Annotated in this window: 18 protein-coding genes; 13 read left to right on the top strand and 5 right to left on the bottom strand. The window is 46.6% G+C overall.

The annotated features are described in order from the left end of the window. The first annotated feature begins 81 nt into the window (after nt 1–81). Together EDM56_RS22310 and rlmH are read left to right on the top strand one after the other, a co-directional pair. Complete coding sequence (locus EDM56_RS22310; RefSeq protein ID WP_122920134.1) at nt 82–333, top strand: CxxH/CxxC protein; 252 nt, start codon at nt 82–84, stop codon at nt 331–333. Between the two features lie 5 nt (nt 334–338). Beyond that, nucleotides 339–818 carry a 23S rRNA (pseudouridine(1915)-N(3))-methyltransferase RlmH gene (gene rlmH, locus EDM56_RS22305; protein WP_122920133.1) on the top strand — a complete coding sequence of 160 codons (480 nt, stop codon included), beginning with the start codon at nt 339–341 and terminating at the stop codon, nt 816–818. A 93-nt stretch (nt 819–911) separates the two neighbouring features. Here rlmH and EDM56_RS22300 read toward each other — a convergent pair whose 3' ends face one another. From EDM56_RS22300 to EDM56_RS22290, 3 genes are all read right to left on the bottom strand, one after another. Then, nucleotides 912–2,147, bottom strand: a complete 1,236-nt coding sequence (locus tag EDM56_RS22300; RefSeq protein WP_122920132.1) for a polysaccharide deacetylase family protein — start codon at nt 2,145–2,147, stop codon at nt 912–914. A 47-nt stretch (nt 2,148–2,194) separates the two neighbouring features. After that, nucleotides 2,195–2,941, bottom strand: a complete 747-nt coding sequence (locus tag EDM56_RS22295; RefSeq protein WP_122920131.1) for an AAA family ATPase — start codon at nt 2,939–2,941, stop codon at nt 2,195–2,197. 294 nt (nt 2,942–3,235) lie between these two features. Further along, nucleotides 3,236–3,829, bottom strand: a complete 594-nt coding sequence (locus tag EDM56_RS22290) for a DUF4062 domain-containing protein (protein ID WP_122920130.1) — start codon at nt 3,827–3,829, stop codon at nt 3,236–3,238. Nucleotides 3,830–4,084: 255 nt separating this feature from the next. On the opposite strand from EDM56_RS22290, the gene EDM56_RS22285 reads away from it, so the two are divergent. The 8 genes from EDM56_RS22285 to EDM56_RS22250 all read left to right on the top strand — a co-directional run bounded on the left by EDM56_RS22285 (nt 4,085) and on the right by EDM56_RS22250 (nt 11,933). Then, a complete protein-coding gene (locus tag EDM56_RS22285; RefSeq protein WP_122920129.1) occupies nt 4,085–5,386 on the top strand; it encodes an ankyrin repeat domain-containing protein in 1,302 nt (433 codons plus the stop codon). A gap of 165 nt (nt 5,387–5,551) precedes the next feature. Continuing rightward, the gene (locus EDM56_RS22280; RefSeq protein WP_183192555.1) at nt 5,552–6,622 is read left to right on the top strand and encodes a YncE family protein; all 1,071 of its coding nucleotides are present in this window, start codon (nt 5,552–5,554) and stop codon (nt 6,620–6,622) included. A 204-nt stretch (nt 6,623–6,826) separates the two neighbouring features. Then, a complete protein-coding gene (locus EDM56_RS22275) occupies nt 6,827–7,168 on the top strand; it encodes a zinc ribbon domain-containing protein YjdM (RefSeq protein WP_122920127.1) in 342 nt (113 codons plus the stop codon). Nucleotides 7,169–7,438: 270 nt separating this feature from the next. Then, complete coding sequence (locus EDM56_RS22270) at nt 7,439–8,551, top strand: HD-GYP domain-containing protein (protein ID WP_122920126.1); 1,113 nt, start codon at nt 7,439–7,441, stop codon at nt 8,549–8,551. A gap of 44 nt (nt 8,552–8,595) precedes the next feature. Continuing rightward, nucleotides 8,596–9,696, top strand: a complete 1,101-nt coding sequence (locus EDM56_RS22265) for a threonine aldolase family protein (protein WP_122920125.1) — start codon at nt 8,596–8,598, stop codon at nt 9,694–9,696. 200 nt (nt 9,697–9,896) lie between these two features. Further along, a complete protein-coding gene (locus tag EDM56_RS22260; RefSeq protein ID WP_122920189.1) occupies nt 9,897–10,520 on the top strand; it encodes a class I SAM-dependent methyltransferase in 624 nt (207 codons plus the stop codon). 44 nt (nt 10,521–10,564) lie between these two features. Continuing rightward, on the top strand, nt 10,565–11,464 hold the full coding sequence (locus EDM56_RS22255) for an AraC family transcriptional regulator (protein ID WP_122920124.1): 900 nt from the start codon (nt 10,565–10,567) through the stop codon (nt 11,462–11,464). Between the two features lie 55 nt (nt 11,465–11,519). Beyond that, on the top strand, nt 11,520–11,933 hold the full coding sequence (locus EDM56_RS22250) for an SRPBCC family protein (RefSeq protein ID WP_122920123.1): 414 nt from the start codon (nt 11,520–11,522) through the stop codon (nt 11,931–11,933). A 75-nt stretch (nt 11,934–12,008) separates the two neighbouring features. On the opposite strand, the gene EDM56_RS22245 is transcribed toward EDM56_RS22250, so the two are convergent. Then, nucleotides 12,009–13,517 (bottom strand): MDR family MFS transporter, encoded by a 1,509-nt coding sequence (locus EDM56_RS22245; RefSeq protein WP_122920122.1) that lies wholly within the window; start codon nt 13,515–13,517, stop codon nt 12,009–12,011. A 227-nt stretch (nt 13,518–13,744) separates the two neighbouring features. On the opposite strand from EDM56_RS22245, the gene EDM56_RS22240 reads away from it, so the two are divergent. Then, nucleotides 13,745–14,191 carry a VOC family protein gene (locus EDM56_RS22240; RefSeq protein WP_122920121.1) on the top strand — a complete coding sequence of 149 codons (447 nt, stop codon included), beginning with the start codon at nt 13,745–13,747 and terminating at the stop codon, nt 14,189–14,191. An 83-nt stretch (nt 14,192–14,274) separates the two neighbouring features. Here the strand turns inward: EDM56_RS22240 and EDM56_RS22235 are convergent, their stop codons facing one another. Further along, nucleotides 14,275–14,856, bottom strand: coding sequence for an NAD(P)H-dependent oxidoreductase (locus tag EDM56_RS22235; RefSeq protein ID WP_122920120.1), 582 nt, complete (start codon nt 14,854–14,856; stop codon nt 14,275–14,277). A 140-nt stretch (nt 14,857–14,996) separates the two neighbouring features. Between EDM56_RS22235 and EDM56_RS22230 the strand changes: the two genes are divergently transcribed. Beyond that, complete coding sequence (locus EDM56_RS22230; RefSeq protein WP_122920119.1) at nt 14,997–16,040, top strand: AraC family transcriptional regulator; 1,044 nt, start codon at nt 14,997–14,999, stop codon at nt 16,038–16,040. A 110-nt stretch (nt 16,041–16,150) separates the two neighbouring features. Further along, nucleotides 16,151–16,663 carry a hypothetical protein gene (locus tag EDM56_RS22225; protein ID WP_122920118.1) on the top strand — a complete coding sequence of 171 codons (513 nt, stop codon included), beginning with the start codon at nt 16,151–16,153 and terminating at the stop codon, nt 16,661–16,663. Nucleotides 16,664–16,696 lie beyond the last annotated feature (33 nt).

Genomic DNA, 16,696 nt, shown 5'->3' with positions numbered 1-16,696 from the left:
CCTCTTTCTTTTTTGTGCAATGGTTGGGAATTGGGTAGAATAGAAACAGAAGAATAGAGGGAAAAGAGGACGAATAATACGATGAAAAACGAAGATGCAAAAGAGCGGACACTCCGGATTCAAGGGAAAGACGTAGAGCTGCAGGCGGGTTTTCCGGTTGTGGTGAGCTGCATGGAAGACGTGGAAGTTGCGATAGATGAATATGTGGATCAGTATGAAACAGCACCCGATACATTCAGACGGGCTGACGTGGAAGATGAGACGGTACCACATGTCTGTGGTGAGTGTGGTGGCACTGGCGAGATTGTGCTGCTGAAAGAGAAGGGGATGTAAGGAACGTGCAGATTACGATTGTGACGGTTGGAAAGCTGAAGGAGAAGTATTTGAAGGAAGGTATTGAGGAATACAGCAAACGGTTGACGGCGTATTGCAAGTTGCAGGTCGTCGAGGTCGCGGATGAAAAGGCGCCGGAAGAGCTGAGCGCAACGGAGATGGAGCAGGTGAAGCGCAAGGAAGGTGAGCGCATTTTGGCCCAGCTGAAGCCGGATCAGCATGTGATTGCACTGGCGATCGACGGGCAGATGTGGTCGTCGGAGAAGCTTGCGTCGGAGTTGGACCGGCTCGCGACGTATGGGAAAAGCCAGGTAGCGTTTGTGATCGGCGGGTCGCTGGGGTTGTCGACAGAGGTGTTGAAGCGGGCGGATGCGCAGCTGTCGTTTTCAAAGATGACGTTTCCGCATCAGTTGATGCGGCTTATTTTGGTGGAGCAGGTTTATCGTGGGTTTCGGATTGTTCGGGGGGAACCTTATCATAAGTGACGGCGACGGTTTTTGGTTGTTGACTAGATAATCTCACACAAAAAGAGCAGGGGAAACTCCCTGCTCTTTTAACGTTTATTAAGGTCAATTGATTTACTGTAAACTAACAATTTTTAGATTCTGATCTTGCAAGTATTCAATTATTCTCGGTAGAGCATCAATAACAGCTTGTGATTCATGCAAAAGGATTACTGAGCCGGATGCTTCAGTGTTACGAACATAAGTAAAAATTTTATCTGCATCACGAGTCTTCCAATCAATCGTATCCCGATTCCAAAGTACAATTTTGTCCTGATTATCATGGATGATATCTTTTATTTGTTGATTTAACGCTCCATAAGGTGGTCGAAAGAGGACTACTTTTTCATTCGTAATATTCTCTATTGCTTTAGTAGATTGTATAAATTCATCTTCTTGTTGTTCATAGGAGAGGCTCGACATTTTCAAATGATTCATAGAATGGCTGCCAATCGAATAGCCATTTGATTGAACATATTGCACATAGTCAGGATGTTTTTTTACGTTATTTCCCACGAAGAAAAAAGTACCGCCAACCTTATAATTCTTTAATATATTAACGATCTTTTCTGTATATTTAGATGGGCCATCGTCGAATGTAAGGGATACGTATCCTTTTGGAATACTGTATGTTATGAAGTCATCGAGTTCTATATAAGGTAGACCAGTTTGAGTAGTATCATCTTTTACTAATGTAGTATCAGGTGAAACAACTTGTGTTTTTTTGTCTTCGACAGTTACCGCTTCTGCATGGGCAATCGTTGTTGTATTGATTGTTGTTTTATTTGAATACGAGTGATTTGAATATCCAAACAGTATGGTAACGATAACACTAATCATGGCGGTGAGACTTACCCATTTGAATGGAAGCTTAAATCCTTTTGGGATCACTACCCCGTCTGGATTATTTGTCTGATCACTCTTTGTTCCGTCAATTCCTGATGGATTCGAAGATAAAAACGGAAATTTATGTAAATGATTGAAACTTTGGGTGTTTTTAATAGAGTCTAGAGCGTTTTTGTAATTCACTGAACAGGTAAAATAAATCCGATCACTTTTGTCGAGATATGTTCTTGTAAGTAAACTTTTGTATTGCTTTTTGATTGTGTCTAATGTTGTATGTAACGATAATCTGTATTTATGATTGCGATCAAATTGAAATATTGTCATCAAATTTCCAGCAGTATCACTGTCAACTTCCCAAAAAAGTTCAATTTCTTGTTCAGAGGATAATTTTATGCGCAAATACGATTTTTCGTTAATATTTTCAATAGCCACTAGTTCAAGAACTTTTCCATGGTAAACTGACATTTTGCCCTCCTTTCTCTAGTTGTAAAATACACGAACTAACAGGTTGTTTATTCTGAATGTGATAGATTAGAAGCAGTTGCTTTTGGTGAGAAAGAGAGGGTCATTCTCTCTGTAAAATCATTAATGGTTTGCATTAATTCTGCCTTTTCATCAACAATTTTTAGATACTGTACTTCATATTTTTGATTTTCTATCTCAAGGCTTCTAATTTTATCTTCAAGCTCATTGATCTTTAACATACTTTGATATTGGGTATTCGTAGACTCTTCATAAAGTTTGCTGTATTTAGCTGTTTCTGTTTCAAGTTGATTTGTAATCTTTTTATATTCCATATTTGATGTATGTTGATACTCCTTATAATCCTCAAGGAGTTGATCATACTTCATTTGTTTGCTTGTCAGGCTATTTTCTAATTCACGAATTTCCTTGTTTTTTTCTTGTAAAAGTTGATCTTTTTTAATTTGATCATGTTTAAAACGATTAATTGTTTCATTTGCTGTATCTAGTTGATCTTCAAGACCTTTATTTTTGAATGTTAGCAATTGACGTTCCTTAAGCATGTTTTCAATAGAAACAATGACATCCAATGCTATTTTATCCTGGTTATCTTTTGGAAAAATATGTTTGCTATCTGCAACTAATTGCTCAGTCTCGTTCATCATATCCGTCGGTTTTTCTACAACCATAACCGTTACGGCTTCTTTCGGTTCTGCACTTTTTTTCTCCGATTGGTTTTGATTAGACAGGACTCCTTTGAACCAACTAAGTCCTTTTTTTTCTGTTTCAGTGGCCAAATTATCATCTCCGATTTATATATTTAAGAGTAAAGGCCTATCCCTGGTTAACATATTAACATACCCAAAAAAGGATAAAATGTTAATAAAGACCCAATTTTATTGTGGATTTATGTCGAGAAATGTAACCTTTTGGAATTATAAAAAATGGTAATTATATAGAGTTTTGGGTAGAAAGTAGTTATCAAAACATACGAGCCATGGCTTTCTTATGCAACTAAATAGAAGTGTAAAAGTTCTTTAAATAAAAAGAGACACTAGTTATAGTGTCTTTTGTTGTTCATTCCTTGGTTCTTATGCTCTTTTATATTTCTCTAACTCAGCATGTAATTTAGCATTCTCTTTCAACAAACCTGCATTCTCTTCCAATAACTTTTGTACGTCTGGGGCATCCTTGCCAGAAACCCAGCCATACAAATCGGTTCTTCCTTCATACTCTGGCAATTTATCACGAATAACCAACTGAATGTGCCGTACATCTTCAGCATAAAATGTAGGTATTTCTTCAAATACTGTTTGCTTAAACTCTTGGTACTTCTGATAGTGTTCTATTGCTAGAAAGTCGTATGGCTTTTGTCTTAATGCCTCATCCGTGACAATAAAAGCAAATCTAGGTTTACCAATTTCTCCGGCATAATCATATTCCCAATGAGTGTAACTTTTTGATTCATCAGGAAGCGTTAAACCATAGAATCCTCCGAGAATGAGGATATATACATCAGATTCATCGATCCATCTCTTAATAATTTCTATTTTACTTTCCTTGTAGAAAAGCTCAATTCCAGCAGGGATGTGACCGGCTTTACGTACAGCTTCTACAGCGGCATGTCTTTCCTCAACTAAATCGGCAAAAGTAGACGATATGTAGACTTGTAGTTTTTTTCTCATAGGCCACCTCCGATATGACATGAAATTAAAACAAATCGTATCATTGGCTCGTTTTGGATGTCAATATTTACCTACGTTTAATTGCCAACGCCCGAGTCGGGCTTAGCACATCGGCAGGTGTCGTCAAATAGCGCGTAGTTGGGAATGGTAAGGGGATAATTCCCATATTACAATAGACCAAATTCAAATTGGTTTTCAAAACCTCATGGTAGACTATACGGAAGCAGGTCTTGATTAAGGGGGAAAGGTATTGTTATGACCGACACGAACAACCATTCCAATCTTTCAAAGAATGAGTCAGACACCATGGTCATCGAACAATTCAAACAGGCAGTTGATAGAAACGACCCAGAAGCGGCAACGCGCTTATTGCAAAGCCATCCATTGCTTGTTACGCAAATTGACGAGCCATGGTTTGCCTTTGATTCACCGGCGGTTGTGAGTGCTGCACAAAGAGGAAGCCGTGAGATGGTTGACGTACTGCTGCAATATGGGGCGGACATCAACGCCAAAAGCAGCTGGTGGGCGGGAGGATTTGGTGTACTGCATCAACCTCATCACGACTTATCAAGGTACCTTATTGAGCGCGGAGCCTATGTCGATCCGCATGCTGCGGCTGCTTTGGGAATGCTCGATATCCTGCAGAAGATGGTAGAGAAGGATCCGGGCGTAGTCGATCAGCGTGGCCCAGATGGGCAGGTTCCTTTGCATTTTGCCCTTTCGCCCGAGGTCATCGATTTCCTGTTGGATCACGGGGCTGACATTGATAAGCGGGATATTGACCATAACAGTTCACCGGCACAATATGCCGTTAATAATCCGGAAAAATGCAGACATTTAATCAAGCGCGGTGCCCAGATAGATATCTTCATGGCTTGTAAGCTGGGGGATATCGAGCTTGTCCACAAAGTTTTGCAAGAGGAACCGCAAGCTCTTCAAGCCCAGGTGGGGAAAGGGGACTTTACCGCTGTTGGTGGACATATTTATGAGTACAATATCGGCGTTGCTGCGAAGCCGCTCTTTCTTGAGGAACGTTTGGGCCATGAAGCGATTGTGGAGCTGATGCTGTCGTACAGTTCAGTTGAGCAACGTTTTCTGCTTGCTTGTATGCGGGCGGACACAGAAACTGTCCAAAACATGGTGAGACGACATTTGGACATTGTCCAATCTCTGCAGCTGGAAGACCAGAGTATAATTTGTGATGCAGCACGTGATCGTAATGAAGATGCGGTTCGGCTCATGTTGGATGTTGGTTTTGACGTGGATGCACGCCACAATAATCATTCGATGACGGCTCTTCACCGTGCGGCAGAACAAGGAGACTATGAAATCGTCCGACTGCTACTTGAGCATGGTGCATCTATAGCAATTTTGAACGAATTCGGTGGAACACCCATGAACAGCTGTATTTGGGGATCACTTTATATTCAAAATCCAAAAGGGGATTATGCTGCGGTTGCAGAGAGGCTCATCGAAGCAGGGGTTCCATTGCCAAATCAAGCAATGGGGAGTGAGAGAGTGAAGAATGTTCTTATTCGGCATGGTGTACCCGCGTAAGAACACCATTTAAGGAATCGGCAACGGGGTTTTGAGCGCCTTTTTGATGTCTCGGAGCGAGCGATGTATTATCTCGACGATCAAATCGTCGGGATTTTTTGTTTTCCTGGGTAAGACAGATAACCAAGCTTCTTGCATCGGTCCTGAATAAATTGGATAAGTATGATGGGACACGAGGGGGAGATTTCAATTCGTACAATAAGAGTGATTAAAACGATACGAGTAGGAAAGGGACCGTTCGATATCGCGCTAAACCGACGTACAAACAAGCTGTATGTGGCGAACAACAGTAGTGGTAGCGTATCGGTCATTGACAGCGGCACAAATCGAGTCATTACGACCATCAAAGGCGTGACGGGTGCGGCTACTGTTGCCATCAATCCGTTTACGAACCGGATTTACGTCGCTGGGTCAGCGGGGAAATTATTCATCATCGACGGTAGGACGAATACGCTCATCAAAAGGTTCAACGTGGGAGGAGTTTTTTCATCGATTGCGGTAAATGTACGTACTAATTTGGTCTACTCACTAAACATCCAGAAAAACACCTTAACTGTCATTGACGGTAGGCAAAAAAGGATTGTTGCCACCATAAAAGTCGGCAAGCAGAACCTGACTGGTTTACCAGATACTGTTGTTGTCAATCCGTTCAACAACCGCATCTACGTGGCGAATACAGGTGCGGATACGATGTCGGTTATCAACGGATGTACGAATAAGGTGATCAAGACCATCAAGATCGGGAATAAACCTTCCTCGCTGGCCATCAATTTACGTACGAACCGGATTTATGCCGCTACGTCAACGCAAGCCGGCACGATCGCTGTAGTCAACGGGCTCACGAATAAGTTGATTACAATCATCTCCGGTGTCGGCAGCGTTGGTACCATGGGCATCAACCCGGTCACAAACCGGATCTATGCACCGGATGATACGACGGGAAGCCGAAACGTGGCTGTCATCAACGGGGCAACCAACAAAGTGATAGCCACGGTCGTGGACGGTGAATCTCCGGTTCTGGCAGTCGTGAACCGACAACTGAATCGTATTTACGTCGCCACCGCAATCGGGGGTTCGTCTCGAGAGAAAGTATTTGTCATTAACGGAGTGAACAACAAGATCATTGCCAACGTCCCAGTCGGGGTTAGTACTTTGTCGGGTGTCGTCAATGAGAAAAACAACCGCGTTTACATGGCGAATCAAGGCGATAATACGGTAACGGTTATAGCGGGGTAGTCAGGAATGGTAAAGATACATGGGATGGAGCAGCCACACGGCTTACCGGTGAGGCTGCTTTTCGTCATTCCTTCACGACTTTATTGGTCACCTTGCTGAGTAGGTGATTCCCCAGCACTGCTGAGCTATTTCATCTACCTTCTCTCTTTTTGCTATAATGAACTCAAAGCAAAACCAACCATCAATAAACCCAAGGAGAACGGAATGTCCAACTTACCAAATTGTCCAAAATGCAGCTCCGAATTCGTGTACGAGGATGGCAGCCTCCTGATTTGCCCGGAATGCAGCCATGAATGGTCGCCAGGTGCGGAGAGAGAATCCGCCGAAGAGAAAAAGGTTGTGAAAGACGCCAATGGAAATGTGCTGAGCGATGGTGACACGGTTACGGTCATCAAAGACCTGAAAGTAAAAGGGAGCTCGTCGGTCATCAAAATCGGCACGCGCGTCAAAAATATTCGTCTGGTGGAAGGCGACCATGACATCGATTGCAAAATCGACGGTTTCGGAGCGATGCAGCTGAAATCGGAGTTTGTGAAAAAGGTATAGGTGCGAAATTTCGAACACGCATGCATATGAATTAAGGGATTGCCCTAGCCGTCATGAATGCTCAATGACGGTTCGGGCAATCTTTTTTGGTTTGGGACGTTCACTGAATGCCTCCACCATTGATGTGCAGCTATCGCCAGCAACCTGACAAATCTACAGTTTACCCCAATTCTTCGTTAAATCCTTACAGGAAATTTGTGCCCGGTTGTGTAAGATAGTATACCGTGAGAGTCAAAGCATCATTACCCGTGATCAAGGTGGAAAAACAACATGCGACTAATATCATTGGATCAATGCCAGGCAGGCATCAAACTCGGACGGCCGATTTATAATGAAAATGGCGTCGTTCTTTTGGCTGAGGGTGTCGAGCTCACAGACAAGCTGATTGATAAGCTGAAACAATATAACGTTTCCATAATCTATATCGAAGATGAGGCCTCGGAAGGAATCGAGATTGTCGATGCGGTTCCTGAGGAGCTGCGGATGGAAGCGATCAATACGATCAAAGTAGGGCTGAGTGACATCGCGCAGCTCAGTGTGGCGCATACGAATATTCAAAGCATGATGAAATCCGGACGGGCAATCCGCAGTTTCCAAAAGATTTTTCGCGGTATTATTTCGAGCCTGACCGAAAACCGCATGGCGATCAATCTGCTGGCGACGACCAAAATCCAGGAAAGCTACGTTTATACCCACAGCTTGAATGTGGCGATTTATTCGTGTCAGCTTGCTCTTGAAAACGGTTTGCCGCTTAAAGACATCGAGGAAATCGGGCTCGGGGCCATGCTGCATGACTTGGGCAAGCTGTACGTTTCCCGTGATATTTTACAAAAGCCCGGCAAGCTGACGGACGAGGAGTTTGAGCAGGTCAAACTGCATTGCCAGCTGGGCTTTGATACGATTCGCAAAGTGCACGAAATTCCCTTGCCTGTCGCCCATTGCGCTTTGCAGCACCACGAAAGAATCGACGGGACCGGCTATCCGAGAGGTCTCACCGGGGATGAGATCCATCGGTATGCCAAGATCATCAGCGTCATCGATGTGTTTGATGCGGTGACGAATCCGCGCCCCTATCGGTCGGCGGAGCTGCCGCATAAAGGGCTGGAGCTTTTGTACGCCGGAAGCGGAACGCAGTTTGACAGTCGGCAGGTGGATATGTTCAAAAAATGTATTGCCATCTACCCGCCAGGATTGACGGTGAAGCTGAATGACGGCCGCGTGGGCATCGTGTCCGAGTACAATTTCCACGCCGTCGGTCGGCCGCAAATCCGGATCATCCAAGATGCTGAGCAACAAAGAGTGCAGCCATATGAAATCGATTTGACTGCACAGGAAAACCTGACGCTGGAGATTGTGGAAGCAGCGGCGTTGCTGCCATCATAGGCGACCGGCATCGTAAAGGAATGGGAGAGGAGCTGTGCCGTATCATGACTGAAAAGAATCTGTTGGCAGCGTTTAAACAAACTGCGTTCCGTGGGGTTGGTCATGGGCCGCGAACGATTCACGCGTTGAAGGAGTCTTTGAGCGACCTGGATGACAGTTTAGAAAGCGATATGTACGGTAAGGGCGCGATTATTGAAGACTTTCAAAAGAAAATCACGCAGGTTTTAGGCAAGGAAGCTGCGGTCTTTTTCCCGAGCGGCACGATGGCACAGCAGATCGCGCTGCGCATTTGGTGTGATCGCAAAGGGATCAAACGGGTGGCGTATCATCCTCTTTGCCATCTCGAAATTCATGAGGAAGACGGTTTGAAAGAATTACACCAGATTGAACCGATTTTGCTAGCGGACAAAAACAGCTTGATTCGATTGGAAGATGTCGTGAACATCGGCGAGGATATCGCTTGTCTGCTGCTGGAATTGCCACAGCGCGAAATCGGCGGTCAACTGCCGAATTATGAAGAGCTTGTCGCGATTTCGGCCTACTGCCGCGAAAAAGGGATTAAGCTGCATCTAGATGGTGCTAGACTGTTTGAAATTCTTCCCTATTACCAAAAGACGGCTGAAGAGATTTGCCAGCTGTTTGATAGCGTTTATGTCTCCTTTTATAAAGGAATTGGTGGGATTGCGGGTGCTATTCTTGCGGGAGATGATAGCTTCCTGAAAGAATCGGTCGTGTGGAAAAGGCGCCATGGCGGCGATTTGATCAGCTTGTATCCGTATATCGTCAGCTCGGATCATTATTTCGAGCAGCGTTTGCCAAATATGGGGCAATACTACGACAATGCAAAAGAGCTGGCTGGTTCCTTCAATCAATGCCATGGGGTGGAAACGCGTCCGGTTGAGCCTGTGTCCAACATGTTCCATGTGCATATCTCATCGCCAAAAGAACTTGTCGAACCGCTCCTAATATCGATCTATGAATCGACGGGAATTGGACTGACGGGCAATTTGAGGGAAAACGATAGCGGAGGCTGCTATTTTGAATTGAGTGTGGGCGATCAATATGACCACATCCCGAAAGAGGGGCTACAGAAGGTATTCTTGCAGCTTGATGAGGGGCTGAAGGCCGCATCTTCCTCAAGATAACGGGAGAATTCGGCATTGTTACATAAATGGCGGTTGCTTCAAAAGTCATCCATCACCATGACTTGGAAGGCGGCCGCTTTTTTCTTGTACAGATAAGAATTTATAAAATTCTTATCCAGTATAAGTGCAACCGCGGCTCCGCCAAAAAGCTTGGCGTAGCCAGGTTTTCTAGTGAATGGATAGAAAAGGAGCGATGGAACATGGAGCTTATCGAACAATTCGGCGCGATCGACATTTACCTATTCGATCAGTTGCTAAAGGGCAGGATTACAAAAGACATGCGCATCCTCGACGCCGGCTGCGGCAGTGGGCGCAATCTTCCTTACTTTTTGCGGAACGGATATAACATCTATGCGGTAGATCGTTCGGCGGAGGCCATTCAAGCGGTGCAAAAGCTTGGATCGGAGCTGGCACCGGATTGGTCTGCAGATCAGGCCAGGGTGGAGACGGTCGAGCAGATGAGCTTTGAGGCGGACAGCTTTGATTTTGTGATCAGCAGTGCTGTGCTGCATTTTGCCCAACATGAGGAGCACTTTCAGCAAATGCTCCACGAACTTTGGCGCGTACTGAAGCCAGGCGGCGTGTTATTTGTAAGGTTGGCGTCTTCCATTGGAATTGAATCACAGGTGGAGCCGTTGGGAAATGGTCGATACCACCTGCCAGACGGAAGCGATCGTTTCCTCGTTACCGAGGAGATGATGATGCGGATTACGGATGAGTTGGGCGGAAATCTCATCGAACCGCTGAAAACCGTGCAGGTCGCCGGTCTGCGCAGCATGAGCACATGGGTCTTGCAAAAAGGAAGCCTTCCATCCCCAAAATAAACGAAGCACGTTCAATTATGTCAAAATTCGTTGGGAGGAACTCGATGGAGGCAACGCTTGGCCAATTGTTTCGCCCTATACAAGCTAACGGTCGCGATCCTTCCCATCATTATGTCGAGGTACTGCCTTCACCGGCATTGCGGCCATTTGTCAGTTGCTATTGGTTGTCCGAGCCGCGGCGGATAATCCACAAAACAGGAACAGAACAGGTGCAGGAGGGTGCAATCGATCGCGTATTGCCAGATGGCTGCACCGACCTTTTGTTCGAGCACGATGAACAGGGGCAGCGATGCCTGTCGCGTTACTGCGGTGTATATGACCATCCTTTTGTCATTGCTTACGATCTTGCTAGGCCAACGGAAAAGTTTGGCGTACGATTTTTTCCTGGAGGGGCGTATCCTTTCGTCCAAACTTCACTTTCTGAACATGCAAATCAGCACATGGAATTGGATAACATATGGCCAATCTTGGGAAACGATCTGGGGGAACAGTTGCTGGCAGAAGGTTCGTTGGCAGGAAAAGTGCGAATCATGGAGTCCTTTTTGCTGAAGCGCCTTACAGCTAGAGGAGAGCGGGGCATAAGGAAGGACGTCCGGATGAGCAATCTGCTGCACCGGATCTTTGCATCGGGGGGTGTTGTCGGCATACGCGAGCTGGCTGATGCGGAAGGGATCAGCCCTCGGCAAATGCAGCGGAAGTTTGATCAATGGATCGGTTTTGGTCCGAAAAGGTTTAGTGAAATCGTTCGGTTTCAGTCTGTCGTGAAAAGGATCAAGCTTGCTGAAACAGCTGCACTCGACTGGCGACATGTCGCGGTCGATTACGGATATTTTGACCAAGCCCATTTTATCCATGATTTCAAACGGTTTTATGGGGAATCGCCTCTGCTTGCGGCAAAAGAATTCCACAAAGCGTCTGTTTTTTACAATCCTTTGTCCAAGTGACTCGGTATACTGAAACCAGTTTCGCCAATCCGTATAGAGGAAAGGAGACGATGAAATGAATCTTTTGCAGTCGACTACAGTGCAAGTGTCCATCGCGCGTCAGCCCCAGGAAGTGTATGCCTATATCCGCGACTTTGCGAATTTTCCTGCATGGGCAACGGCTTTTTGTTTGGGGATCCATAACTCGGAGGATGGCCAATGGGTAATGGAGACGCCAGAGGGGCTGGTCAGCGTCCGGTTTGCCGAGGCAAATCCGTTTGGCGTGCTTGATCATGATGTGTGCCCGGTTGGCAGTGATGAATCGGTTTGGAACCCGATGAGGGTGTTGGCCAATGGCGATGGCTGTGAAGTGATCTTTACCCTGTTTCAGCGACTGGGAATGTCGGATGAACAATTTGCCCACGATGCCGAAATGGTTCAGCACGATTTGCAGTCGTTGAAGCGGGTGCTGGAAAACGCAGCGCAATAGAGCCGTACACATGAAAAAAGAGGTAACCGACGGTCTGGTTGGACCGAATAGGTTAGCCTCTTTTTTGTGTTTGTACTAAGCTCCAACTTGTTCAGGCTCTTCTTCTCGTTTCGACAAAATTTCTTTCTTCATAAACCACGTGACGAAAAATGAGGCGATGACAAAAAACAGCGAGATGAAGAAAATGTGTTGAAATGCTCCCGCAAAAACGCTTTGAATCTTATCAACCAAATCAGGCGCCAAGCCTGCGGGAATTCCGCCTGTGGCAATGTTCTCCACTTTTCCTGCCGGGAGCTGGTCAGCCAGCCCGGCGACGCCTTCCTTGATGTTACGAGAAAGCAGGCTGCCGAAAATGCTGAGTCCAATAGTTGCCCCGAGTGATTGGAACAATTGCACCGTACCGAGCGCGACCCCGCTGTTTTCTTTTTCGACGGATTCTTGCACGATCAGGTTGTCGCCTCCAAACAACGCGCCGATTCCAAGGCCGATGATGAAGAAAGTGATAACGATATAGAGCACACTGGTGTCGACACCAATCTGCGACATCAGGTAGAAGCCGATGATCGGCAAGATGAAGCAGGTGATGAATAGGTTGCGGTACGGCACCTTTGTGATCAGAAAGCCGTTTACGATGCTGGACGGAATCGCTCCAGCCATGAAGGCAAGCGTCAGATAGCCAGCAGCCGTTGGCGTCAGGCCCATGACGTTTTGGGCAAAGAACGGGAAAGTCGCAATGCCGCCCATGATCCCGAGCATCAGAATCATGACGAGAGTCGACAGGACAACGACATTTCGGTTGCGGAACAAGTGCAGCGGAATGATCGGTTCCTTGACTTTGGCTTCGATCCAGATGAACAACGCGATGAACAGTGCAGCTAGCACGAGCATGCCAATGATGATCGGGGACGACCACGACAATCCGTTGTTATCGATGAGCACCGGTGCGAGCAACAGTGAAAGCAGGGCGAGAACCAAGGTGATGGCGCCTGCCCAGTCGATACTGCGCTTCTCCTCGCTGCGCGATTCGCGCATGCCGATCGACAGGACGACAGCAGCCAAAATGCCGACGGGGATGTTAATCAAAAATACCCAGTGCCAGTTCACGTGCCCGACCATGTAACCGCCGATCGTAGGGCCGAGCAGCTGTGGAAGTATCATTAACGGCCCGAAAAGGCTTTGGATTTTGGCCCTCTGCTCCAACGGATACGTATCGCCAATAATGACTAAGGCGAGCGGCATCAATCCGCCTGCGCCGATGCCTTGTATCCCCCGGCCGACCAGAAGCATGATCATCGAGGTGGCGAGGCCGCTGACGATAGAACCGGTGATGAAAAGAGCCATGCAGCTGAGATAAACACGTTTGCGACCATACAGGTCTGCGAGTTTTCCGAGGATCGGCATGAACATGGTCACGGCCAGCATGTAAACGCCTGCGACCCAACCGTACAGTGACAAACCATGCAATTCGCGGATAATGGTCGGCATGGCCGTCGAAACAACGGTTTCGTCCAGCTCGGCAAAAATCAGGCCGATCAGCAAGCCGATCAAGACGAGCTTTTTGTTGTTTTCCTTTTGGATGGTCATTACGTACACTCCTATTTCCAAATTTATTCTCAGGCAAGAATAATCAGTGTTTATGAACTGAATATGAACAAGGAAAAACGCCTGATGAAGCGAACAAATGAACAATACCTACCTGATTATAGTGGAAGTGGATGGATTTTCCCTCATTCTTGAGGCGGAGTTGTTGTTATTGTATCAGGAAAGAAAAAACGTCTGGCGGAAAACAGAACGACAAGGAGCTGTGTGAGATGGCAAACAATCAATCGAATGAAGGGTATTTAGAGGAAAGCCCCATTCAGAATCGGCAAGCATCCCAATTGACATCGCTGTTCCACATACAGATTCCGGTGAAAGATCTCGATCAATCTGTGCGATGGTATCAAGCGAACTTGGGCTTTGCACTGAAGGATCACTATGGAACAAGTGCATTTCTGGCACTTCCAGCCGGGCCTTTGCTCATGCTGTGGGAGACTGAAGACGACACGTCAGCCACCTTCTCCGTCAATGGGCAAGAGATGCCTGTCCTTCTCTTTGCAACCGATGATATACAGTCGATCTATGAGCAACTGAACAAAAGCAAGGCAGAGATTACGCATTTCCAACAAGAAGGGTTTGGGTGGGTACTCAAATTTTTTGATCCGAGCAGAAATTTATGGGGGGTCATTCAGGAAAAGGGGAAGAATAGAACAAAGTGATCTTCTAAGAAAAAGAAGCTGCATAGCAAATCCCTCCACAGCGGCTTATGCGGAGGGATTTGCTATGCCGGCGCATTTTGGGCTTACGCTTCTTTCATCCCCAATTCCTGAATGCGCCGAATCCAGTTTTCCAATTTTTGCACGGAAGAGGTTTTCACCATGCCGATCTCTGTAATTCGCACCGGATTGACGCCGCAAAATTGTAGGATGCCGCGCTTCATGATGTGATGTCCCGCCCGCTTCAAAAAGAAGCGGTAGTACCAAAGCGGTGAATCCATCGTTACGATCAGGCGGGCGGTTTTCCCCGTAAGCAGCTTCTCCGTGAGAAGCGAACCCGGCTTAGACCGGAAGGAAAAGCCGGGTAAGAAGACGCGATCGATAAATCCTTTCAAAATGGCGGGCATGGTACCCCACCAGGTCGGATAGGCAAACACGAGATGATCGGCCCACCGGATGGTTTCTTGCGCTGCAAGCAAATCTTCCTCCAGCTCGGTTCGCTGGCGGTATCCATATTGCAGGTTGGGATTAAAGTTGATTTGGCTAAGATCGATGATGCGCACTGCTGCGCCTTGCGATTGAGCTCCCTGCACGTAAGCTTGGGCTAAGGTGTTGCAATAGCTTTTTGAATCGGGATGACCGATGATAACCGCTATCTTTTTTTTCATTGTACGTCCTCCTTGATATACGCATTTTCTTACTGTGAAGTGATCAATCCTATGGTTCAATGATAATAAGCACATGTGATACGGAACATGATGCCAAACGCCAAATTCATGATCGTTTGCGCAAAGAAAGGAATGACGCTATGAAAATTCATGGAGTGGCAGCTTCATTCCTGCTTCCCATTATGAGAACGATCGTGCGCAAAGGGCTGGGGTGGGACTCGTTTTGCGCGATGGCCTCGATCGATGCGAGTTTGATCCACCAAGAGGACGCACGTATTCCCGAGGTTGAATTTGAGCGGATCGTTCAGGCTGCAGCCGCCTTTACTGGGGATGATGCTTTTGGCCTGCATCAAGGCCAAGAGATGAATCTATCAGATTTGGGCGTGCCGGGCTATGTCATGCTTCATTCGAAAACGCTCGGTAAAGCGTTGGAAGCCTATCAAAAGTATAACCTGATCATCTGCAGCAACTTTAACGTGACATGGGTGGGAGAAGGACCGGACATCCTCATCCATCTGTCACTTCGTGATAGTGAAACACCACCAGGCCGCCACTGCATTGAGGACATGGCTGCATCGCTCTATCAAATCATGCTCGTGTTAAGCGGGCGATTGATTGCGGTTAAGAAGGTCACCTTTATGCATGAGCGACCACTGAACGTGGAGCCTTATTTACAAGTATTCGGCGTGAATCCTGATTTTGGTCAGGCCGCCAACGCGATTCGCTTGGAGAAAGAAGTGCTCGATTATCCTATCATTCGTGCCGATGCACGCCTGCTAGGTATTTTTGAGACGATTGCCGAGGAAGCAAAGGGGAAGCTGACGCAAGGCACCCTATTAACGAATCAGCTGAGCAAATGGATCATCGAGTGTATGCCGTCCCATTTACCATCCATTCGGGAAGTGGCGAAGGAAATGCGTATGGGAGTAAGAACCTTGCAGGCCAAGCTTACCCAAGAGCACACGTCCTATAGCCGATTGACAAATGAAGTAAGGAAGGAGCTGGCTCAACGCTATCTCGCCAAACCTGAGCTGACGGTCGCAGAGATCGCTTATTTGCTTCATTTTTCAGAGCCTAGCGCGTTTCATACAGCATTCAAGAAGTGGACGGGGAAGGCGCCGGGAGAATACCGGCAACAGCTTCAGGAGGGAAGAGGTCTGGAGGACTCCGTGCCTTGGAAATGATTTACCAGTCCAAGAAGTTACGGTATTCTTGTTGATAGATTCCCGTTTTCGATTATTTTAGGAATGCTCGCGATCATTGATATGTAAACACAAGGAGGCTCGAAAAGAGGATGAGCTGTACTTTTTCAGCATGTGCATCCGAGATGGACTATCAGAATTATCTCGAATTTTTACTTGAGCATTACCGTGACTTGCACCTTCCTTATCCGTTCCCAGTCTCGCTGAGCTTTATTGCCAGTCCGGTCCTGATGCAGCAGGGCTCGATTCTCTGCTTTGACGAAAGTGAGGATAGAAATATCGGTGCCTTGGGATACATCTTGGGGACCGGGGAAAATCACTATCAGGATACACATGTCGTCCAAATACAAGCCGTTTATCTGCTTGAGCCATATCGAAGTCATACGGTCTTTCGTAAAGGGCTCCAATTTTTTACGGACCATATCGTGAAACAGCACGAGGTGAGCGAGATTCGGTTCTTCGCCCCAGCTGACGATAAATTACACCGGCTGCTTACCAAAGTGTCAGAGCGGATTGCCACTCGTGAGACAGACAGCGGGCCACTGAATGAATATCGGGCGGCGTTTTCCGAGTGGCTGGCAAAGGTTGCGAGGTTTTCCGGATGAAACGAACGATGACGTGGACAGGGAGACGCTTTT

The sequence above is a fragment of the Brevibacillus fluminis genome (assembly GCF_003710825.1).
Lineage (GTDB): Bacteria > Bacillota > Bacilli > Brevibacillales > Brevibacillaceae > Brevibacillus_D > Brevibacillus_D fluminis.
Note: the sequence above shows the minus strand (reverse complement) of the source record. Positions and strands in the feature narration are given on the sequence as shown.

What these genes read in the sequence shown, in the direction of transcription:
- EDM56_RS22300 (WP_122920132.1), bottom strand. Translation starts at nt 2,147, where the DNA reads ATGTCAGTTTACCATGGAAAAGTTCTTGAACTAGTGGCTATTGAAAAT.
- EDM56_RS22250 (WP_122920123.1), top strand. Translation starts at nt 11,520, where the DNA reads ATGAATCTTTTGCAGTCGACTACAGTGCAAGTGTCCATCGCGCGTCAG.
- EDM56_RS22255 (WP_122920124.1), top strand. Translation starts at nt 10,565, where the DNA reads ATGGAGGCAACGCTTGGCCAATTGTTTCGCCCTATACAAGCTAACGGT.
- EDM56_RS22225 (WP_122920118.1), top strand. Translation starts at nt 16,151, where the DNA reads ATGAGCTGTACTTTTTCAGCATGTGCATCCGAGATGGACTATCAGAAT.
- EDM56_RS22310 (WP_122920134.1), top strand. Translation starts at nt 82, where the DNA reads ATGAAAAACGAAGATGCAAAAGAGCGGACACTCCGGATTCAAGGGAAA.
- EDM56_RS22260 (WP_122920189.1), top strand. Translation starts at nt 9,897, where the DNA reads ATGGAGCTTATCGAACAATTCGGCGCGATCGACATTTACCTATTCGAT.
- EDM56_RS22245 (WP_122920122.1), bottom strand. Translation starts at nt 13,517, where the DNA reads ATGACCATCCAAAAGGAAAACAACAAAAAGCTCGTCTTGATCGGCTTG.
- EDM56_RS22290 (WP_122920130.1), bottom strand. Translation starts at nt 3,829, where the DNA reads ATGAGAAAAAAACTACAAGTCTACATATCGTCTACTTTTGCCGATTTA.
- EDM56_RS22235 (WP_122920120.1), bottom strand. Translation starts at nt 14,856, where the DNA reads ATGAAAAAAAAGATAGCGGTTATCATCGGTCATCCCGATTCAAAAAGC.
- EDM56_RS22270 (WP_122920126.1), top strand. Translation starts at nt 7,439, where the DNA reads ATGCGACTAATATCATTGGATCAATGCCAGGCAGGCATCAAACTCGGA.
- EDM56_RS22265 (WP_122920125.1), top strand. Translation starts at nt 8,596, where the DNA reads ATGACTGAAAAGAATCTGTTGGCAGCGTTTAAACAAACTGCGTTCCGT.
- EDM56_RS22240 (WP_122920121.1), top strand. Translation starts at nt 13,745, where the DNA reads ATGGCAAACAATCAATCGAATGAAGGGTATTTAGAGGAAAGCCCCATT.
- EDM56_RS22280 (WP_183192555.1), top strand. Translation starts at nt 5,552, where the DNA reads ATGGGACACGAGGGGGAGATTTCAATTCGTACAATAAGAGTGATTAAA.
- EDM56_RS22275 (WP_122920127.1), top strand. Translation starts at nt 6,827, where the DNA reads ATGTCCAACTTACCAAATTGTCCAAAATGCAGCTCCGAATTCGTGTAC.
- EDM56_RS22230 (WP_122920119.1), top strand. Translation starts at nt 14,997, where the DNA reads ATGAAAATTCATGGAGTGGCAGCTTCATTCCTGCTTCCCATTATGAGA.
- EDM56_RS22285 (WP_122920129.1), top strand. Translation starts at nt 4,085, where the DNA reads ATGACCGACACGAACAACCATTCCAATCTTTCAAAGAATGAGTCAGAC.